The 18,823-nt window shown below is 61.8% G+C and carries 13 protein-coding genes; 6 read left to right on the forward strand and 7 right to left on the reverse strand.

Annotated features, from left to right (window positions below; genetic code table 11):
* Window positions 1-11: 11 nt before the first annotated feature.
* Window positions 12-4,253 carry a DNA-directed RNA polymerase subunit beta' gene (rpoC, locus tag BZG29_RS02965; RefSeq protein ID WP_034753138.1) on the forward strand — a complete coding sequence of 1,414 codons (4,242 nt, stop codon included), beginning with the start codon at window positions 12-14 and terminating at the stop codon, window positions 4,251-4,253.
* Window positions 4,254-4,320: 67 nt separating this feature from the next.
* Here the strand turns inward: rpoC and BZG29_RS02970 are convergent, their stop codons facing one another.
* Complete coding sequence (locus BZG29_RS02970; RefSeq protein WP_077398782.1) at window positions 4,321-5,766, reverse strand: FAD-dependent monooxygenase; 1,446 nt, start codon at window positions 5,764-5,766, stop codon at window positions 4,321-4,323.
* 80 nt (window positions 5,767-5,846) lie between these two features.
* On the opposite strand from BZG29_RS02970, the gene BZG29_RS02975 reads away from it, so the two are divergent.
* From BZG29_RS02975 to BZG29_RS02985, 3 genes are all read left to right on the forward strand, one after another.
* Window positions 5,847-6,497 (forward strand): TetR/AcrR family transcriptional regulator C-terminal domain-containing protein, encoded by a 651-nt coding sequence (locus tag BZG29_RS02975; protein WP_077398784.1) that lies wholly within the window; start codon window positions 5,847-5,849, stop codon window positions 6,495-6,497.
* Window positions 6,451-7,401: a hypothetical protein gene (locus tag BZG29_RS02980; protein ID WP_253192764.1), complete on the forward strand. Its 951-nt coding sequence runs from the start codon at window positions 6,451-6,453 to the stop codon at window positions 7,399-7,401. Before BZG29_RS02975 ends, BZG29_RS02980 begins: the two co-directional genes overlap by 47 nt.
* A 75-nt stretch (window positions 7,402-7,476) precedes the next feature.
* Window positions 7,477-8,316, forward strand: coding sequence for an HDOD domain-containing protein (locus tag BZG29_RS02985; protein WP_077408932.1), 840 nt, complete (start codon window positions 7,477-7,479; stop codon window positions 8,314-8,316).
* Window positions 8,317-8,389: 73 nt separating this feature from the next.
* On the opposite strand, the gene BZG29_RS02990 is transcribed toward BZG29_RS02985, so the two are convergent.
* The 4 genes from BZG29_RS02990 to BZG29_RS03005 all read right to left on the reverse strand — a co-directional run bounded on the left by BZG29_RS02990 (window position 8,390) and on the right by BZG29_RS03005 (window position 12,974).
* The gene (locus tag BZG29_RS02990) at window positions 8,390-10,201 is read right to left on the reverse strand and encodes a DUF885 family protein (protein ID WP_077398785.1); all 1,812 of its coding nucleotides are present in this window, start codon (window positions 10,199-10,201) and stop codon (window positions 8,390-8,392) included.
* Between the two features lie 136 nt (window positions 10,202-10,337).
* Window positions 10,338-11,435 (reverse strand): M48 family metallopeptidase, encoded by a 1,098-nt coding sequence (locus BZG29_RS02995; RefSeq protein ID WP_077398787.1) that lies wholly within the window; start codon window positions 11,433-11,435, stop codon window positions 10,338-10,340.
* Window positions 11,432-12,598 (reverse strand): HPP family protein, encoded by a 1,167-nt coding sequence (locus tag BZG29_RS03000; RefSeq protein WP_077398789.1) that lies wholly within the window; start codon window positions 12,596-12,598, stop codon window positions 11,432-11,434. The genes BZG29_RS02995 and BZG29_RS03000 overlap by 4 nt, the downstream gene beginning before the upstream one ends.
* Window positions 12,599-12,677: 79 nt before the next feature.
* Complete coding sequence (locus tag BZG29_RS03005) at window positions 12,678-12,974, reverse strand: DUF3349 domain-containing protein (protein WP_077398791.1); 297 nt, start codon at window positions 12,972-12,974, stop codon at window positions 12,678-12,680.
* Between the two features lie 148 nt (window positions 12,975-13,122).
* Between BZG29_RS03005 and BZG29_RS03010 the strand changes: the two genes are divergently transcribed.
* Window positions 13,123-13,635: a thioredoxin family protein gene (locus BZG29_RS03010; protein ID WP_216350346.1), complete on the forward strand. Its 513-nt coding sequence runs from the start codon at window positions 13,123-13,125 to the stop codon at window positions 13,633-13,635.
* Between the two features lie 16 nt (window positions 13,636-13,651).
* Here BZG29_RS03010 and BZG29_RS03015 read toward each other — a convergent pair whose 3' ends face one another.
* Window positions 13,652-15,652: a methyl-accepting chemotaxis protein gene (locus tag BZG29_RS03015; protein ID WP_077398792.1), complete on the reverse strand. Its 2,001-nt coding sequence runs from the start codon at window positions 15,650-15,652 to the stop codon at window positions 13,652-13,654.
* A gap of 196 nt (window positions 15,653-15,848) precedes the next feature.
* A complete protein-coding gene (locus BZG29_RS03020) occupies window positions 15,849-16,346 on the reverse strand; it encodes an Lrp/AsnC family transcriptional regulator (protein WP_077398794.1) in 498 nt (165 codons plus the stop codon).
* Between the two features lie 154 nt (window positions 16,347-16,500).
* On the opposite strand from BZG29_RS03020, the gene BZG29_RS03025 reads away from it, so the two are divergent.
* Entirely contained in the window at window positions 16,501-18,540 is a 2,040-nt protein-coding gene (locus tag BZG29_RS03025) for an aminotransferase class V-fold PLP-dependent enzyme (protein WP_077398796.1), read from the forward strand.
* Window positions 18,541-18,823: the final 283 nt, after the last annotated feature.

The raw sequence follows: 18,823 nt of genomic DNA on the forward strand, positions 1-18,823 counted from the left end.
TGGAGTGATACATGAAAGCACTGCTCGATCTATTCAAGCAAGTACAGACCAACGAGACCTTCGATGCAATTAAGATCGGTCTCGCTTCGCCTGAGAAAATCCGTTCGTGGTCCTACGGCGAAGTCAAAAAGCCGGAAACCATCAACTACCGTACCTTCAAGCCTGAGCGCGACGGCCTGTTTTGCGCCAAGATCTTTGGCCCGATCAAGGACTACGAATGCCTGTGCGGCAAGTACAAGCGCCTGAAACACCGCGGCGTGATCTGCGAAAAATGCGGCGTCGAAGTCACGCTGGCCAAAGTGCGCCGCGAGCGCATGGGCCACATTGAGCTGGCATCGCCTACCGCGCACATCTGGTTCCTGAAGTCGCTGCCGTCGCGTCTGGGCATGGTTCTGGACATGACCCTGCGGGACATCGAACGCGTGCTGTACTTTGAAGCATACGTTGTGACCGATCCAGGCATGACCCCGCTGAAGAAGTGCCAGATCATGTCGGAAGACGACTACGCCGCCAAGTACGAAGAGTACGGCGACGACTTCACCGCCTTCATGGGCGCCGAAGGTATCCGTGAACTGCTGCGCTCGATCGACATCCACCGCGATGCCGAAACCCTGCGCGTGGAACTGAAGGAATCGAAATCCGAAGCCAAGATCAAGAAATACGCCAAACGCCTTAAGGTGTTAGAGGCGTTCCAACGTTCGGGCATCAAGCCTGACTGGATGATCATGGAAGTGCTGCCAGTGCTGCCGCCGGAACTGCGTCCGCTGGTACCGCTGGACGGTGGACGTTTCGCGACCTCGGATCTGAACGATCTGTATCGCCGCGTCATCAACCGTAACAACCGCCTGAAACGCCTGATGGAGCTGCGCGCTCCAGAGATCATTACGCGCAACGAAAAGCGCATGCTGCAAGAAGCGGTCGATTCGCTGCTGGACAACGGCCGTCGCGGCAAAGCGATGACCGGCGCCAACAAGCGTCCGCTGAAATCGCTGGCAGAGATGATCAAGGGCAAGGGCGGCCGTTTCCGTCAAAACTTGCTGGGCAAACGCGTCGATTACTCCGGTCGTTCGGTCATCGTCGTGGGCCCGCAATTGAAACTGCATCAGTGCGGCTTGCCGAAACTGATGGCACTGGAACTGTTCAAACCATTCATTTTCAATAAACTGGAACTGATGGGTCTGGCTACTACGATCAAGGCGGCGAAAAAGCTGGTCGAGATTCAAGAGCCGGTCGTGTGGGACATCCTGGAAGACGTGATCCGTGAACATCCGATCATGTTGAACCGCGCACCTACGCTGCACCGTCTGGGTATCCAGGCGTTCGAGCCAGTCCTGATTGAAGGCAAGGCCATCCAGCTGCACCCGCTCGTCTGCGCCGCATTCAACGCCGACTTTGACGGTGACCAAATGGCGGTCCACGTTCCTCTGTCGATCGAAGCGCAGATGGAAGCACGCACTTTGATGCTGGCATCGAACAACATCCTGTTCCCATCGAACGGCGAACCATCGATCGTTCCTTCCCAGGATATCGTGTTGGGTCTGTACTACGCGACCCGCGAAGCGATCAATGCGAAGAACGAAGGGATGATGTTCCCTGACGTATCGGAAGTGATCCGCGCCTACGACAACAAGGAAGTCGAACTGACGACCCGCGTTACCGTGCGTATTACCGAATACCCGAAAAACGCCGAAACGGGCGAATTCGAGAAAACGGTAACGCGTTACGAAACGACGATCGGCCGTGCGATCCTGTCGGAAATTCTGCCGAAAGGCTTGCCGTTCTCCGTCCTGAACCGCGCGCTGAAAAAGAAAGAAATTTCCAAGCTGATCAACACGTCGTTCCGCAAGTGCGGCCTGCGCGCCACCGTGGTGTTCGCAGACAAACTGATGCAATCGGGTTTCCGCCTGGCGACACGCGCTGGTATCTCGATCTGCGTCGACGACATGCTGGTACCGCCTCAAAAAGTCACGCTGATCGCGACTGCCGAGTCGGAAGTCAAGCAGATCGAACAGCAATACGCCTCGGGTCTCGTGACCGCCGGCGAGCGTTACAACAAGGTAGTCGATATCTGGGGCAAGACCTCGGATGAAGTCGGCAAGGCCATGATGGACCAGCTCAAAGTCGAAGACGTGATCCGCCGCGACGGCACCAAGTCGACGCAAGAATCGTTCAACGCCATTTACATGATGGCCGACTCCGGCGCGCGCGGTTCCGCAGCCCAGATTCGTCAGTTGGCCGGTATGCGTGGTCTGATGGCCAAACCGGATGGCTCGATTATCGAAACGCCGATTACCGCGAACTTCCGCGAAGGTCTGAACGTTTTGCAGTACTTCATTTCGACCCACGGTGCGCGTAAAGGTCTGGCCGATACGGCGCTGAAAACGGCTAACTCCGGTTACCTGACGCGTCGTCTGGTTGACGTGACGCAAGACTTGGTGGTGATCGAGGACGATTGCGGCACCATGAACGGCGCCGTCATGAAGGCACTGGTCGAAGGTGGTGAAGTCATCGAACCGTTGCGTGACCGTATCCTCGGCCGCGTGGTGGTGCATGACGTCGTCAATCCTGAAACCCAGGAAACGCTGTACGAAGCCGGCACCTTGATGGACGAAGACATGGTCGAAGAGATCGAACGTCTGTCCATCGATGAAGTCAAGGTTCGCACGCCACTGACTTGCGACACGCGCTTCGGCCTGTGCGCCAAGTGCTATGGCCGCGACCTGGGCCGCGGCATGCTGGTCAACGCCGGCGAAGCCGTCGGTGTGGTGGCAGCGCAGTCGATTGGTGAACCTGGTACCCAGCTGACCATGCGTACCTTCCACATTGGTGGTGCGGCATCGCGTGCGGCAGTGGCATCGTCGGTGGAAGCCAAATCGAACGGTACCATCCGCTTCACGGCAACCATGCGTTACGTGACGAACGGCAAGGGCGCGCAAATCGTCATTTCCCGTTCCGGCGAAGTGCTGATCACCGACGACCATGGCCGTGAGCGTGAGCGTCATAAAGTACCGTACGGTGCGACCCTGATCGTCAAGGACGGCATGGTCATCAAGGCCGGTACGGCCCTGGCAACGTGGGATCCGCTGACCCGTCCGATCATTACCGAATACGCCGGTCAAGTGCGTTTCGAGAACGTCGAAGAAGGCGTCACCGTAGCCCGTCAGGTCGACGAAGTGACCGGTCTGTCCACTCTGGTGGCGATCGATGCGAAACGTCGCGGTTCGCTGACGAAAACGTTGCGTCCGCAAGTCAAGCTGATCAACGACGCGAACGAAGAAGTCAAGATCGCCGGCACCGAACACTCGGTGGCGATCGGCTTCCAAGTCGGCGCACTGATCATGGTCAAGGACGGTCAACAGGTATCGGTTGGTGAAGTGCTGGCACGTATTCCTACCGAATCGCAAAAAACGCGCGATATTACCGGTGGTCTGCCACGCGTTGCGGAACTGTTCGAAGCGCGCTCGCCGAAAGATGCCGGTATGCTGGCGGAAGTCACGGGTACGGTTGCGTTCGGTAAAGAAACCAAGGGTAAACAGCGTCTGGAAATCACGGACATGGACGGCAACAAGCATGAGTTCTTGATCACCAAGGACAAACAAGTGCTGGTGCATGACGGCCAAGTCGTGAACAAGGGCGAGATGATCGTGGACGGCCCGGCCGATCCGCAAGACATCCTGCGCCTGCTGGGTATCGAAGCGCTGGCACGTTACATCGTTGACGAAGTGCAAGACGTGTACCGTCTGCAAGGCGTGAAGATCAATGACAAGCACATCGAAGTGATCGTGCGTCAGATGCTGCGCCGCGTTCAGATCGTCAATGCCGGCGACACCAACTACATCGTTGGCGAGCAGGTAGAGCGTTCGGAACTGCTGGACGAGAATGATCGCATGGCCGTTGAGAACAAGATTCCAGCGACCTACGAAAACGTCTTGTTGGGTATTACCAAGGCATCGCTGTCGACCGATTCGTTCATCTCGGCCGCATCGTTCCAGGAAACCACCCGCGTGCTGACCGAAGCGGCGATCATGGGCAAGCGCGACGGTCTGCGCGGCCTGAAAGAGAACGTCATCGTCGGCCGTCTGATTCCTGGCGGTACGGGCCTGGCCTTCCACCGCGCACGCAAAGAGAAAGAAGCGTGGGAAGTGGAAGAGCGTCAAGCGCTGCTGCTGGCCGAGAAAGCCTCGATGGCTGGCGAAGCTGCTGAAGCGCTGCAGGACATCGAAACCCAGCAACACCACGGCGACGAAGCGTAATTTGCGCTGCTAGCTGACAAGAACGGCACCTTCGGGTGCCGTTTTTTTTCGTCTTGAGATAAGTCAATCAGACCGCGTGGTCCGCATAGCCGTCGGGCCGGATCAGCAGGCTTTTGATGCCGGCCAGTGGCTGGCAGCCGGGTTTGATGGTCAGCGAGGTGAGCCAGGCCGCATCGAAACGGTACGGTTGTACTGCGTGCGCGGCATTGCCAACGACCAACTGCAGCCATTTTCCCGCGTGCAACAGTTCATGGATGCCCACGGCCGTGCCGTCGGCCAGGCGCAGCAGCCAGTCGGGCACGCGCCGGCCGATCCAGTCTGCGCTGCCGGCGCTCGTATCAGAGCCCAGCGAGATGGGATAGCGCACGCCAAAGCCGGACAACTCGCTGGCCAGCGCGCGGTTGACGTCCGGCTGCGCCAGCATGTCGCTGATGGTGGCGCGCAGGGCCAGGGTGCGCGCGTCAAAACGCGTCAGCATGGCAGTTTGCGCGAGGGTATTGTGCTGCAACGACACGCCAACGGGATGGCGCTCCGCATGGTAGCTGTCGAGCAGGCTGTCCGGCGCATAGCCCTTGAGCACGCCGGCCAGCTTCCAGCCCAGGTTCATCGCGTCCTGCATCCCCACGTTCATGCCCTGGCCGCCTGCCGGCATGTGGATGTGGACGGCATCGCCGGCCAGGAAGACGCGTCCCTGGCGATAGCGTCGGGCCAGCCGTGTTTCGTCGCTGAAGCGCGACAACCAGCTGGCATCATGCAGGCCGAAATCGTAGTCCGCGATGGCCGTGCTGGCCTGGGACAACTCCTCCACGGTGGCCGATTCCGCCGCCGCAGCCCGGGGATGGCGCGCATTCAGGGTGATGACGCGGTAGCGGCCTTGCCCCAGCGGCACGATCATCAGGCTACCCGCTGCGTTCGTCAGGGACAGCATGGGTGACGCGGGCGGATGGCGCAACTGCACATCTCCCATGAGCATGCTGCACGTGGCCGCCACGCCGTCGAAGGCGATGCCCGCCTGCTGGCGCACGAGGCTGCGAGCGCCATCGGTGCCGACCAGGTAACGGGCACGCAGGCAGAATGGGGCGCCGTCGTGCGTGCCGGCCACCGTGACGCCATCGGCATCCTGCTGTGTCTGTTCCACGAGCGCGCCGCGAACAATTGCCACGCCGTCTTCCAGCAATTGCTCTTCCAGCAGGCGTTCCGTCGTGTTTTGCGGCAGGAACAAGGTGTAGGGATGGGGCGTGTCGAAGCCGGAAAAGTCGAGCCGGGTATCGAGGCCTGCATAATGGCCGCTGGAAAAGGACGTGCCCAGCGCAACAAAGCGCTGGTCCAGGCCCCTCAAGCCCAGCATTTCCAGGGTACGCCCATGGATGGTCAGCGCGCGCGAATGCGCGCTGCGTTGCGGCAGCCGTTCCAGGATGGCCACGCGGATGCCGGCCAGGCGCAATTCGCAGGCCAGGGTCAGGCCGACGGGGCCGGCTCCGACGATGATGACTTCGATATCGCTATTGTGCATGTCACTCTCAATCTAACGTTGTTAGTCTGTGCAAAATGGTAAACTAACGACGTTAGAGTTTCAAGGGAAATGACAGGAAAATGAAAATTCAACGCGAAGCCGTGGTGGCCAGGGCGCTCGAGCTGCTGGACGAAGTGGGTATCGAGGGCTTGACCATGCGTCGCCTGGCCGACGCGATGAGCATCAAGGCCGCTTCGCTGTACTGGCATTTTGCGAACAAGCAGGCTTTGCTTGATGGCATGGCCGACGTGCTGATCGAAGACGTGGCAAGGAACGTCGATGCGGATGCGGACTGGGAAGCGCAGTTGCGCCAGGTGGCGGCGCAAATGCGCGCGGCATTATCCTCCCGCCGCGATGGCGTGCGCGTCTTTGGCGGTACTTATGTGATATCGGAAAACGTGTTTCGCGTCGCCGAAGCGTTAATCGGTCCGATGCGTGCAGCCGGGGCATCGGAGAAACTGGCCAGCTGGAGCGCATTTACGCTGCTCTATTATGTGCTTGGTTTTGTCATGGAAGCACAAGGCGCGGGACCGGGAAGCGCCGCGATGCATGCATTATCGAGCCGGCGTGCCGATTTCACCGCCATGGCGGCCGATCATTACCCGCACGTGCTCGCATCCATGGATGCCATCTTTAATGCGGAAATCGACGACCGTTTTAATGCGGGGCTCGATTTGATTATGATTGGCTTACGGGAAAAAATTAAAACGAATCAAGGCATATATAGTTAATCTGTCCGACATCCATATATTTTTATGCTCGGGCATATTCAATCACCTTCTTTTTTATCGCGCATTTTACTGTTGCCCCATTCGCTTCATAGTGAGCACTCACATTGATTTCCATCGTTGGCGCCATTGTGGGGCGTGCCGTGGCTTGTCCGTCGATGCCGAGTATCGCCGGCATGGCCGGCACTGGTCGCGCCCGGCACACGTGTTGCACAAAGCCCCGTCGATGACGGGCCACGCCAATTATCAGTTTATTCATGCTAAGATTTGGCGCATGATTGCCCAAGCCCTGTTTACTCCCGCCCAGCAGAAACTGCTGGGATTGCTGTTTGTCCGCGTGAATGAAGGCTTTCACTTGAACGAGATCATGCGCCTGACCGGCCTTGGCAGCGCGTCGGCGCAACGGGAGTTGCGCCGCTTGCATGAGTCCGGCCTGATCACGTCGGAGCGGATCGGCAATGTGCGGCGCTTCTGGCCCAACAAGGAAAGCCTCGTGTATCCGGAATTGAGCGGACTGGTGCAGAAAACTTTCGGCATCGTTGGCGTCCTCAGCATGACGCTGGCGCCCTTGCGTGCCCAGTTGCACCTGGCATTCGTGTCGGGCGCCACGGCGAAGGGGCAGGACATGCCTGGCAGCGCCATCGATTTGCTGCTGGTGGGCGAAGAAGCCAATTATGGCGATCTGTTGACGGGATTGGCGCCGGCCGAGCGAACCTTGAGGCGTAAAATCAATCCCAATTTATATACGCTGGCCGATTATCGCCGGCGTCTGCGTGAAGGCCAGCCATTTTTGCTGCAGGTATTACAGCAGCCGAAGTTGTTTGTCATCGGCGATGAATCGCAATTGCATGCGCTGGCATTGCCAGATTCATCCATGCAGGCGAATGACACGCCATCTGTATTCTAAAGGCCGGGCCTGGCATTCAATTTCTGACATATGAAATTTGGGCTGGGACAATATCTGAGGCGGATTGATCATATGATGAATAAACTACAGGCTTTCGGTTTAATTGTTTCCCAGGCAGTACGGGGAGAATTAACGTTTCCCACGAGTGTGAATTCCGCATTGCAATTGCAATTGGCCCTGGCTGAACCGGATTGCCATATCGACCATGCGATCAAGCTGGTATTGGCCGAGCCCTTGCTGGCGGCGCGCACGGTCGCGCTGGCCAATTCGGCCGTGTACAGCCGCGGCGATGCGGCGCCCGTGACCAGCGTGCGCGCCGCCGTGATGCGCATGGGTTACCGCAATCTGTACGCGCTGGTGGCGGCCATGGTGGTGCGCCAGTTCGGCAGCAAGATCATCGACCCCGTCCTGCGCCAGAAGGCGACCCAGCTGTGGGAGCACACGGCCCATGTGGCGGCGCTGGCGCACGTGCTGGCCCACCGCGTGACGCACGTCGATGCCGACACGGCGCTGTTCGCCGGTATCGTGCATGAGGTGGGAGGCTTTTATTTGCTGTCGCGTGCCGATGAGTTCCCCGGCTTGCTCGACGACGATACGGATCACTGGATGGAGCCCGCCGAAGAGATCATTTCCCGCGAAGTCATGAAGAAGCTGCTGATCCCGCTGGCCGTGAGCGAAGCCATCGAAGGCTTGCGCGATGGCTTGCTGTCCATCCCGCCCGACTCCTTGCTCGATACCTTGTTGTTGGCAAAGCAACTGTCGCCCGTGCCGTCGCCCTTGCAGCTGACGTACGTGGAAATGCTCACGCCCTCCGATTCCGTCATCGATTTCATTATCGACAACGAGACCCTGCAAAGCATCCTGGCCGAATCGGCCGAGGAAGTGCGTTCGATGAGCGCCGCGCTGCTGGTGTAGCTGGCAACGCCCGCGGCGAAAAAAAACGGCAGCGTCATCGAGGTGCTGCCGTTCTGTTTTCAGGCGCCGCCGCTTACTTCTGCTGCGCGATCCAACGGTCGACCTTGGCTTCCAGCAGCTTCAGGGGCAGGGTGCCGTCGCCGAGTACCACTTCGTGGAACTTCGGCAGGCTGAACTTGTCGCCCAGCGCTTGCTGCGCGCGCTGGCGCAGTTCGACGATTTTCAGCGAACCGATCTTGTAGCCCAGCGCCTGGCCCGGCCAGGCCATGTAGCGTTCCGTTTCGCTTTTCGCCACGGCGTCATAGCCGAGGGTGTCGCGCATGTACTTGATCGTCTGCTCGCGCGTCCAGCCCTTGGTGTGCAAGCCCGTGTCGACCACCAGGCGCACGGCGCGCAGCATCTCGTCGTTCAAGTGGCCGAAATACTGGGCGGGATCGTCGAACAGGCCCATTTCCTTGCCCAGGGTTTCCGCATACAGGGCCCAGCCTTCCGTGAAGGCATTGTTGCCGCCGAAACGGCGGAAGTTTGGCAAGTCCATCTCTTGCACCAGCGCCAGGTGGAAATGGTGGCCTGGCTTGCCTTCGTGCAGGAACAGGGTGGTCATGCCCGTGTCGCCATACAGTTTCGGATCCGTGACGACGGACCAGAACACGCCAGGGCGCGAACCGTCGGCGGCCGGCGCCGTGTAGTGGTCGGCGGCCGTGTCGCGGCTCAGTTCAGGTTCCAGGCGCAAGTCCAGCGGCGCCTTCGGCACCAGGGTGAACAGGGCTGGCAATTTGCTGTCCAGCAGCACGTTCAGCTTGCGGTAGACGTCGAGCACTTCCTGCTCCGTCTTGAACGGGCGATATTTCGCCTGTTCCGACACCCACACGGGCAAGCCGGCAGCCGGGCCGTTGTAGCCCATCTTCGGACCCACGATTGCGTATTGTTCCTGGATGCGCGCCACTTCCTTCAAGCCGATGGCGTGGATCTGCTCCGGTTTCAAATCCGTGGTGGTGCTGCTGGCCACACGCGCCTGGTACCAGCTAGCGCCATCGGGCAGGGCGCTCCAGCCGCTGCTCGTGCGGCCGGCCGGCAGGTAATCGCGTTCCATGAAGGTGGACAGGCGCTGCAGCGCTGGCATCAGCTTGGCCTTGATGATGACGGTGTAGGTTTGCGTCAGGCGCGCCTTGTCCGCGTCGGAAAAGCTGGCCGGCAAGTTCTTGATGGGCGTGTAATAGACGCTGTCCTGCGGCGTGGCGCTGACGAGTTTCTTGAATTGCGGCAAGGCCGATTCCGTCAGCGCCTTCGGCAGCACGATGCCCTTTTGCAAGCCGACCCGCATATTGGCGATGGCCTGGTCTATCCAGCCCGGCAACTGGCCGATACGGCTCAGGTAAGCGTCATACTCCTTGACCGTGGTCAAAGGCTGCGATGCCTCTCCGCCCGCATAATTGGCCAGGGTGACGGGCATGCTGTCCATCTGGTTCAAGGGCAACAGGTATTCGGGGAAGCGCTCGAAGCTCAGCGCCGTGGCCAGTTCATAGTCGAGGATATCGTAGTTGATCTGGTCCTGGTGCGACAGTTGCGCACGGGCAATGCTGCGCAGGGTCTTCTGGTACTGGCGGTACAGGGCGAACTGCTTTGCGCGCGCGGCGGGCACGATGGCTGAACCGATCTGGTCGTCAAAACGGTTGTCGCCGCTCTCGGTGGCATTGATCGGCTCGAAACGGGCCAGCGCATCGTAGTATTGCTCGGCCAGCACTTGCAGTTGCTGCTTCGCCTTGGGCGCGCTGACGGCCACGGTTTTGGCTGCGGGCTGGGCCGCTTGCACGATGGGCGCATGGGCGAGCAACAGGGAAATGGCCAGGGTGCCGAGGGTGCCGGCGGCAAAACGATGCTTCATGCGCGAGATCCTTTGTAAGGAGGGAATGAACGGAGGCGTAGCGAGGTCGGGGGTGGCCGTTCAAGAAGGAACAGCCGGGGCGTAAGCATACGCCATTGCCCAGTGCGTTTGAACAAATTGTGCGGGAGAAATGTTGCTATTTGTCCGCTGACGCGACCAGGGCTTTCATCGCCTGCCAGTGCTGGCTGGCCAAGGGGACACAGGCAGGGCAGGGCGTGGCAGCGATCAGGCTGCGGATCTGCTGCGCGCGCGCCGCCGTTTGCGGGTGTGAGGAAATCCACCCCGGCACGTTGGCCTTGTCCTTGTCGTCGAGTTTCTGAAAAAAGTGCAGCATGCCATCCGGGCGGATCTGCGCGCGCTGCAAGGCCAGCAAACCCAGGCGATCCGCCTCTTCCTCCATGTCGCGGCTGAAATACAGGGTGCCGGCCTGGTGCGCCAGCATGGCGGCCACGGCGCTGATGTCGCCGATGGTCACGCCCACCAGGGCGCCCCAGCCCAGGCTGCTGATCATTTGCCGCAGCGAATGGCGCTGCTCCACGTGCTGTACTTCATGCGCCAGCACGCCGGCCAGCTCGCCCGGATCCCCCGCCTGGCGCAGCAAGCCCGTATGCACGACGATGATGCCGCCCGGCATGGCAAACGCGTTGACCGTGTCGTCCTGCTTGACGAGCCAGCGGTACTGGTAGCGCGAGCCGGTCGTCAATTGGCGGCCGATCTCCTGCACCGTTTGCTGCGCCACGCCGCTCTCGCTGATGCCGCCTTGCGCGCGCACTTGCGCCAGGGCCAGTTCGCCCAGCTGCTTTTCCGTCGACAGGGGAATCAGCCCCGCCAGCGCGCCGACGGCATGGCCGCCTTGCCACCACAGCAGGGCCGTGGCGACGACGGTGGCGCCCGTCAAACCGAGCAGCCAGCCCGACACCTGCCGCCGGTTGCGCTGGCGCTCACCCCACAAACGCTGCAGTTGCGGCTGCAGCGCCGCCGGCGCTTCGCGCAAGACGATGGCGATGTCGTCCGCTGTCAGCGGTTTCAGCGACGCTTGCCGTCCTGGTTCGTCGAGCCAGTTCAGGAACAGTTCCGGCCCGTCGACGCCGCCCACACTGACGATCAGTTGCGCCACGTCGACGCCATGGCCGGGCGCATCGATCACCAGCTGGGCGCCAAAGAAATGCGCGCTGACGGGCGTGCCAGCCGGGCCGCCATCGGGACCGGTCAGCAGTGCCTGGAAGGGCGTCATGCAGCGGCCTCGGCAAAGCGACTTTCGTACAGGGCCGCCATCAGGTCGGACTGGCTGATGATGCCGGCCAGGCGCTGTTCATCGTCGAGGACGGGAATGTGGTGATAGCCGGCGTCGGCCATCAGGGGCACCAGGTCGATGATGGGCGTGCCCAGGCGGGCCGTATGCGGCGACGCCGTCATCAGCTGTCCCACCACTTCCGGCTTGTCGCTGTGGGACAGGCCGCTGCGCTGCAGCAAGCCGCGCAGGCGCTGGCGCATGCCTTGATAATCGTCGAGGCCGCCATGGCGCAGGAAATCCGTCTGCGTGATGATGCCGATGACGCGGCGCGCCCGGTTCAGCACGGGCAGGGCGCCTACCTCGTGCTCGCGCATGGTGCGCCAGGCAACATCGAGCGGCGTGCCGAATTCCACGCTGAGCACATCCTTCGACATGATGTCGGCACAGGTGACGACGCCGAAACGGCGCTGGTAGGCGCGCATTTCCGTTTGCAGGAAGATCGCCTGCAAATCGTCGCGGCTGATGTCGAGCACTTCGCTGTGCTGGCGCAGTACGGCATCGAGGTCGTCCGGCGAAAAGCCCAGGCGGTTGCTGGGCACGTCATCCCGGGTGGCGTGCGGATGCGGTGCCACCAGTTGCTGGATGTGCGGGTAACGGCGCCCCGTCAGGTTGTTGTACAGCACGGCGCAAGCGACCAGCACGGCCGAATTGAACAGCACGGTGATGAAGACGAATTCAAAGCCGGCCGCATGCACGCTGGCGCCGCCGACGACGGTGGTCAGGGCCACGGCGCCGCCCGGCGGATGCAGACAGCGCAGGGCAAACATGGCGCCGATGGCCAGGCAGGCGGCCAGGGCCGCCACGCCCACGCCAGATCCCAGCCATTTCACGCAAGCCATGCCGACCAGGCCGGAGACGACGTTGCCGCCGACTACGGACCACGGTTGCGCCAGCGGGCTGGCCGGCAGGCAGAACAGCAGCACGGCCGAGGCGCCCATGGGCGCGATCAGGTAGACACTGGCGCTGTCGGGGGCCAGCAGGAAATGGCAGATGAGTCCAGTGAGCAACAGGCCGCAGATGGCGCCCGCGCAGGCGCGCAATTGTTCGCGGCGGCTGCCGTTGTTTGGTTGCGGCAGCCAGCGTGCCAGGAAAGAAGTCGTCATGGGGAGGGCGCGTTCGGGCCGCGTTGCTCTGTGTGAGCCCGATATTATCCCATGCGTTCCATTTCGCTGCCTGCGGGCATTAATCCCCGGCGCAGACGGCGTGCAGGCCGTGCCGCGTCAGCAAGTTTCTGGCAGCCGCGATGGCGGACGGTTCCCGCTTGCTGCTGGCGCAGGCATAGATGTCATTGAGGACCGTCGCCGCATCCTTGGCCGTGACGGCGGCCATCAGCTCGGCCAGGTTGCGGTCGGAAAAGTGTTCATACAGCAGGGCCAGCACGGCGAAATACGCCGTGTCCGGCATGCCGCCGGGATAGGCGCTGTACAGCATGCGCGCGGCGCCGGATAGCGTTGGGGGCAGGGTGTCTGGCATGCTCAAGCGGCTTCTCCTTGGCGTGCTTATACGTTTTCCGCATAAGCACAGTGCAATTAAATGGTGGATATTTCCTACAGGTACGCATATTCTAGACAATCACGCCCGCTGGCAGCTGTTCAGCTGGCCTCACGATTTCACTCAGGAGCCCTGCATGCGCGTTTCCCGTTTCGTTTCCCTTTTCTTTGCCAGCCTGCTGCTTGCCGGCACCGCCATTGCCGCCGCCCCCACACCGGCCAACCCTGTCGCCACGCCGCATTTGCCGTACAACGCGGCGGCCGACGCCAAGGCCGACGTGGCCCGCGCGCTGGCCGAGGCCAAGGCGGCGCACGTGCCGGTCTTGCTGATCTTTGGCGCCAACTGGTGCGAGGATTGCCGCGCGCTCGACAAGGCCTTGAAGGAAGGCAAGAATGCCGAGTTGATGCAACAGCAGTTCAAGGTCGTCAAGGTCGATGTGGGTAACTTCGACCATAACCTTGACGTGGCGCAAGCCTATGGCAATCCGCTCAAGAAAGGCATCCCCGCTGCCGTGCTCGTATCGAGCGACAATAACCAGGTGCTGTACGCCACCAAGGGCGGCGAACTGGCGAATGCCCGCCGCATGAGCGAGAGCGGCATTTATGATTTCTTCAAGCAAGCGGCAAGCGTGAAAACGCCGGCGATTTAAGCGTTTTCCAACACCCTTAAAATTCTTCCCACGCATCGCTGGCCGGCGCTGTCGGGCGCGCTGCGGGTGCCGCTGCCTTGGCCAGTGCCGGGCGGGCCGGCTTGGGCAGCGCCGGCTTGCGGGCCGGCTGCTGCGCGGCATGCCCGGTTTCTTCCAGCTTGAAGACGCTGACCACCTGCGCCAGCCGTCCAGCCTGATCCTGCAGGGACTGGGCGGCCGCCGCCGCTTCTTCCACCAGTGCCGCATTTTGCTGGGTGGCGTCATCCATCTGCGTGACCGTGGCATTGACTTGCGCGATGCCCTGGCTTTGCTCCTGGCTGGCCGAGGCGATTTCTCCCATCAGGTCGGCGACTCTTTGCACGGAGACGACGATGTCCTGCATGGTGGCGCCGGCCGAGTCGACCAGCTTGCTGCCCGCGTCCACCTTGCTGCCCGAGTCGACGATCAAGTCCTTGATTTCCTTCGCCGCCTGGCTTGACCTCTGCGCCAGGTTGCGCACCTCGGTTGCCACCACGGCAAAGCCGCGTCCCTGTTCGCCCGCGCGCGCCGCCTCGACCGCCGCGTTCAGCGCGAGGATATTGGTTTGGAAGGCAATGCCGTCGATTACGCCGATAATATCTGCGATCTTGTGTGAACTCTCTGTAATCGCGCCCATCGTTTGCACGACCTGTCCGACTATTTCGCCGCCCATGACGGCGTGGCTTGAAGCCGACACCACCAGCTGGTTTGCCTGACGCGCGTTATCCGCGTTCTGTTTCACGGTCGATGTCAGTTCTTCCATGGCCGCCGCCGTCTCTTCCAGGCTTGACGCCTGGGCTTCCGTACGCGCCGACAGGTCCAGGTTTCCCGACGCGATCTGGCTCGATGCGCTGGCAATCGCCCCGGTACTGTCGCGAACTTCGCGTATCGTCACGTTCAGCGACGCGACGAAGCGGTTGAAGGCGGCGGCCAGGGCGCCGACCTCGTCTTCGGATTCGACGGGCATGCGGCGGCTCAGGTCGCCATTCCCGCTGGCGATTTCGCTGAGCATATCGGCCGCGCGCGCGACGGGGGCGGCGATGGCGCGGCTGATGACATAAATGATGAGCAGGGCGATGCCGCCGCCGACCAGGCCGGCGATCAGGGCAGCGATCAGGGCCGAGCGGGTGACGTTGCCCAGCACTTCCGCTTCCGGCACTTCGGCCATCACATACAGATTCAGTTCCGGCACGAAGGAGGCGGCGACGAGCTGCTTGCCGGTCGGCGCCGCATAACTGGCATAGGCGTATTTATTGCCGGTCAGCAGAGTCTTGCTCAGTGCCGTGCTAAAGCCGGGCAAGTCCTTCAATTGATGCTTGCCGTCAGCCAGGGCCGGATCGCGGTGGATCAGCAGGTTGCCGTCGGCGCGCACCAGGTAGACATGGCCCGTCTGGCCGACCTTGTAGCTGCGGATGGTCTCGGCCATCGCGTCGACGCTCAAGCCCATGCCTGCAATGACGGCCTTGCCGCCGGCCGTCTGGCCGCGCGCATTCAGGAACAGCATGAAACTGCCCGAGGCCGGATCGCGATCCAGATTGATCGTGTGCTGCTTGTTTTCGTCGAGCATGCTGAAGAACCAGTGATCGGCTGGCAGCTGTTTGTCCAGCGTGCGGATCAGGCCCGCATCGGTCATGTACCTGGATGCAGCTTGCGAACTCCAGCTGACGACGGCCGCCTTGTTTTTTTCCTTGAGCATTCTGGCATAGCGCTGGAAAGTGGCCATGCCGTTGTCGGCCAGCTCCGCGTCTTCCCAGTCTTGCAGAAAGACATCATTCGCCATCGTCTGCACCACGGACAGCGGCTGGCTGATCTGTCGCAGCACGTCGTTGCGGATTTCGCCCACCTGGGCCGGCAGCTCCTGGCCGACGACGCGCTCGCGCACATAATCGCTGCTCATGCGCACGCTGAGGAACGAGGAAATGCCCATGAACAGCAGCAGGCACAAACCCATGCTGAACATCAATTTTTTCTGGATGGAAAGGTGGCGAAGCAGATGCATGGACGACCCTGGGAATGGGCCTGCGCGACTGGCAGAGCTTGCCAAACAGGCACAGGCAGTGCGCAGTATAGCGACGGATAGGGAGAATATAGGGGCGGAATGGCGTATTTAATGTGGATGTGTTGCCGTATGGCAACGATGGCGGGGTGTCAACATGCGCAGTTTTCATGTGCCTCCATGCTGCACGGAAAAACGTTCAGGCAGGCAAGCCGTGGGCGATCAATTCCAGCGGCAATTCCGTGCTGCACTTGATTTGTTCCATGGAAAAGGCGGACGACACGCCCGTCAGCTGCACCGCCTTGATGAGCTTTTTATAGAAGGTGTCGTAGCCCTTGATGTCGGTGGTAACGACTTTCAGCAGGTAGTCGATATCGCCGCTCATGCGGTGAAATTCCTGCACCTCAGGCAAGACGATGACGGCGGCGGCGAAGCGGCGCAGCCATTTTTCATCGTGCTGGCCCGTGCGCACACTGACGAACACGGTCACGGGCAAGCCCACTTTTTGCCGGTTGACGATGGCCACGCGGCTCTCGATATAGCCCTCTTCCTCCAGGCGCTTGACCCGCTTCCAGCACGGCGTGCTGGACAGACCGATCTTCTCGCTGAGGGCGGCGATCGACAAGGTGCCATCCTGCTGCAGGGCGGCAAGGATGGCGCAGTCGAATTTGTCTAGCGGGTTGTTTGGTGAATTCATTTTATTATTCCGGTTTTTGTGGCATGAACATGCTGCATATTACCTTGTTTGCAGTGTCTTTTGGCATATCTTCACGGGCGGGTGCCGGTAGACTGTTCATACGTTCCAGCCGCCAGCGCTGCCCCTTTATTTATAGAATCCCCAGACTGCCATCATGAAAGAAATCTACCTCGACAGCAATGCCACCACCTGCGTGCTGCCCGCCGCCGTTGCCGCCGCCCGGCAAGCGATGGAGCAGGGTTATGGCAATCCCAGCAGCACCCACGCCACGGGATTGCAAGCCAAGGCCATGATGGACGGCGTGCGCCAGCGCGTCAGCGGCCTGCTGGGCGTGGGCGACGGCCGCTTGATGTTCAATAGCGGCGCCACCGAAGGCATCCAGACGGCCGTGCTGTCGGCCCTGTGCGCGCTGCGCGAACGGCGCGACGCGGGCAAGCGCATCGGCAGCCTGCTGCTGTATGGCGCGACCGAGCACAAGGCCGTGCCGGAAAGCCTGGCGCACTGGAACCGGCTCCTGGGCTTGAACCTGGAAGTGCGCAAGCTGCCCGTCGATGCGCAGGGGCGACACGATCTGCAGGCGCTCGATGCGCTGATCGGCGACGCGGCCATGCTGTGCACGATGGCGGCGAATAATGAAACGGGCGTCGTCAGCGACTTGTCCGCCATCGCCCAGCTGCTGCAGGAACGGGGCGCCGATGCCTACTGGATGGTCGATTGCGTGCAGGCGCTGGGCAAGCTGAAGCTGAACCTGGCCGCCACGCGCATCGATTACGCGCCGTTTTCCGGCCACAAGCTGTATGCCCCCAAGGGCATCGGCATGCTGTACGTGCGCGCCGGCGCGCCGTTCACCCCCCTGATGATGGGCGGCGGCCAGGAAGCGGGCTTGCGCTCGGGCACGGAAAACATGGCCGGCATCGCTGCGCTGGGCGCCGTGCTGGCCGCGCTGGACGATGGCAAGACCTTCCGCAGCCACGCCGACCTGGCTGCCTTCCGCGAGCAGTTGGTGGCCAGCCTGGAACGGGCTTTTCCCGGCATCGTGTTCAATATGCCGTTCGACTTGTCCTTGCCGACGACGCTCAATTTTTCCGTGCCTGGCCTGTCCTCGAAAGAGCTGCTGGACCTGTTCGACGCGGCGCGCGTGCGCGTCAGCTCGGGCAGCGCCTGTTCCGCCGCCAAGGCGCTGCCCAGCTATGTGCTGGAAGCGATGCACGTGCCGCAATGGCGCGCGAGTTCCGCCATCCGCTTGTCGTTCGGCCCCCTGATCGACGCGGCGACGGTGACGGCCGCCTGCGCGCGCATCGAGCGCTGCGGCGCAGCGCTGCGCCGCAGCTGCCTGCTGCCGTCGGCGCTGGCGCCATCGCCGCAGGACGGCGCGCAGGACGGCATAATCCAGCTGAGCGTCGATGGCCAGTGCACCTGGCTGCTCAGCGACGCTGCCAGCGCCAGTTGCGTTGTCATCGATCCCGTCGCTGCGCTCGTGCCGCGCCTGGCCGCCTTCATCCGCTGCCAGCATTTGACCTTGCGCGCCATCGTGCACACGGCCCCCCCGGCCGACCATGGCGTGGCGCGCCTGGCCTTGCTGCAGGAACTCGCCATCGAACAGGTGGGCCGCATCGATATCGACGGTGAGCTGGCACTGGGCCAGCAGCGCCTGCGACGTGTCGAGTGTGGCGAAAACCATGTGTATCTGCTGGGACAGTGCTTCGCCTTCGTCGGTGCGCTGGCGCCGGAGGCGCTGACACCCTTGCTGGATGCGGCGCTGGTGACGCAAGACACCGTGCTGTGCGCGTCAGGCGACGATGGCGGCATCTGCCGCACCGTGAGCACGGTGCGGGACGGCATCGTGCCGAGCGCCGAACTGCAGCTCGATGCGGCCGCTTTGCCCGTCTTCCTGCGCCAGCATCCCGACGCCATCCTCGTCGACGTGCGCGAAGCGTATGAACACGCGGCGTGCGCCGGCACGGTATTCGAGGGTTGCGAGGTGCGCAGCGTACCGCTGAGCCGCCTGGCGGGACAGGTGGCTGAATGGTTGCAGCAGCCGCAGCGTCCGCTGGTCTTTTTCTGCCGCAGCGGCAACCGCAGCGCGCGCGCCGCCGCCTGCCTGCGCCGCCTCGGTCACGGCGCGGCATGGCAGCTCAACGGCGGCATGGCGATGGCGGAGGCGACGCGTCACCCGCTGGCCATCGCTGCCTGAGCGGCTTGAACTTTCTTCTTTGAAATATTGCACCGTGCCATCATTGGCACGGTGCCGCTACTCCTTTCCCTCTATTCATTTCCTCCAGGAATCTTTCTTCCGTTTCACTCGCTGATTTCTTTGCCGGCATGCCCCTAAAGCGCCGGGTATGTACGCTAGCGCACGGTCTTGCGCGCAGGGCGCCCCTACGATGAAGTTGAGAAAATCTCCCTATACCCTGAGATTCGTCGCAACGCTCCGGCGCTTCGCTTTCCGTCTTCGCCAGTGTCCGATCGTGTTCTTC

Origin of the sequence: Janthinobacterium sp. LM6 (assembly GCF_002002885.1) — a bacterium.
GTDB lineage: Bacteria > Pseudomonadota > Gammaproteobacteria > Burkholderiales > Burkholderiaceae_D > Janthinobacterium > Janthinobacterium kumbetense.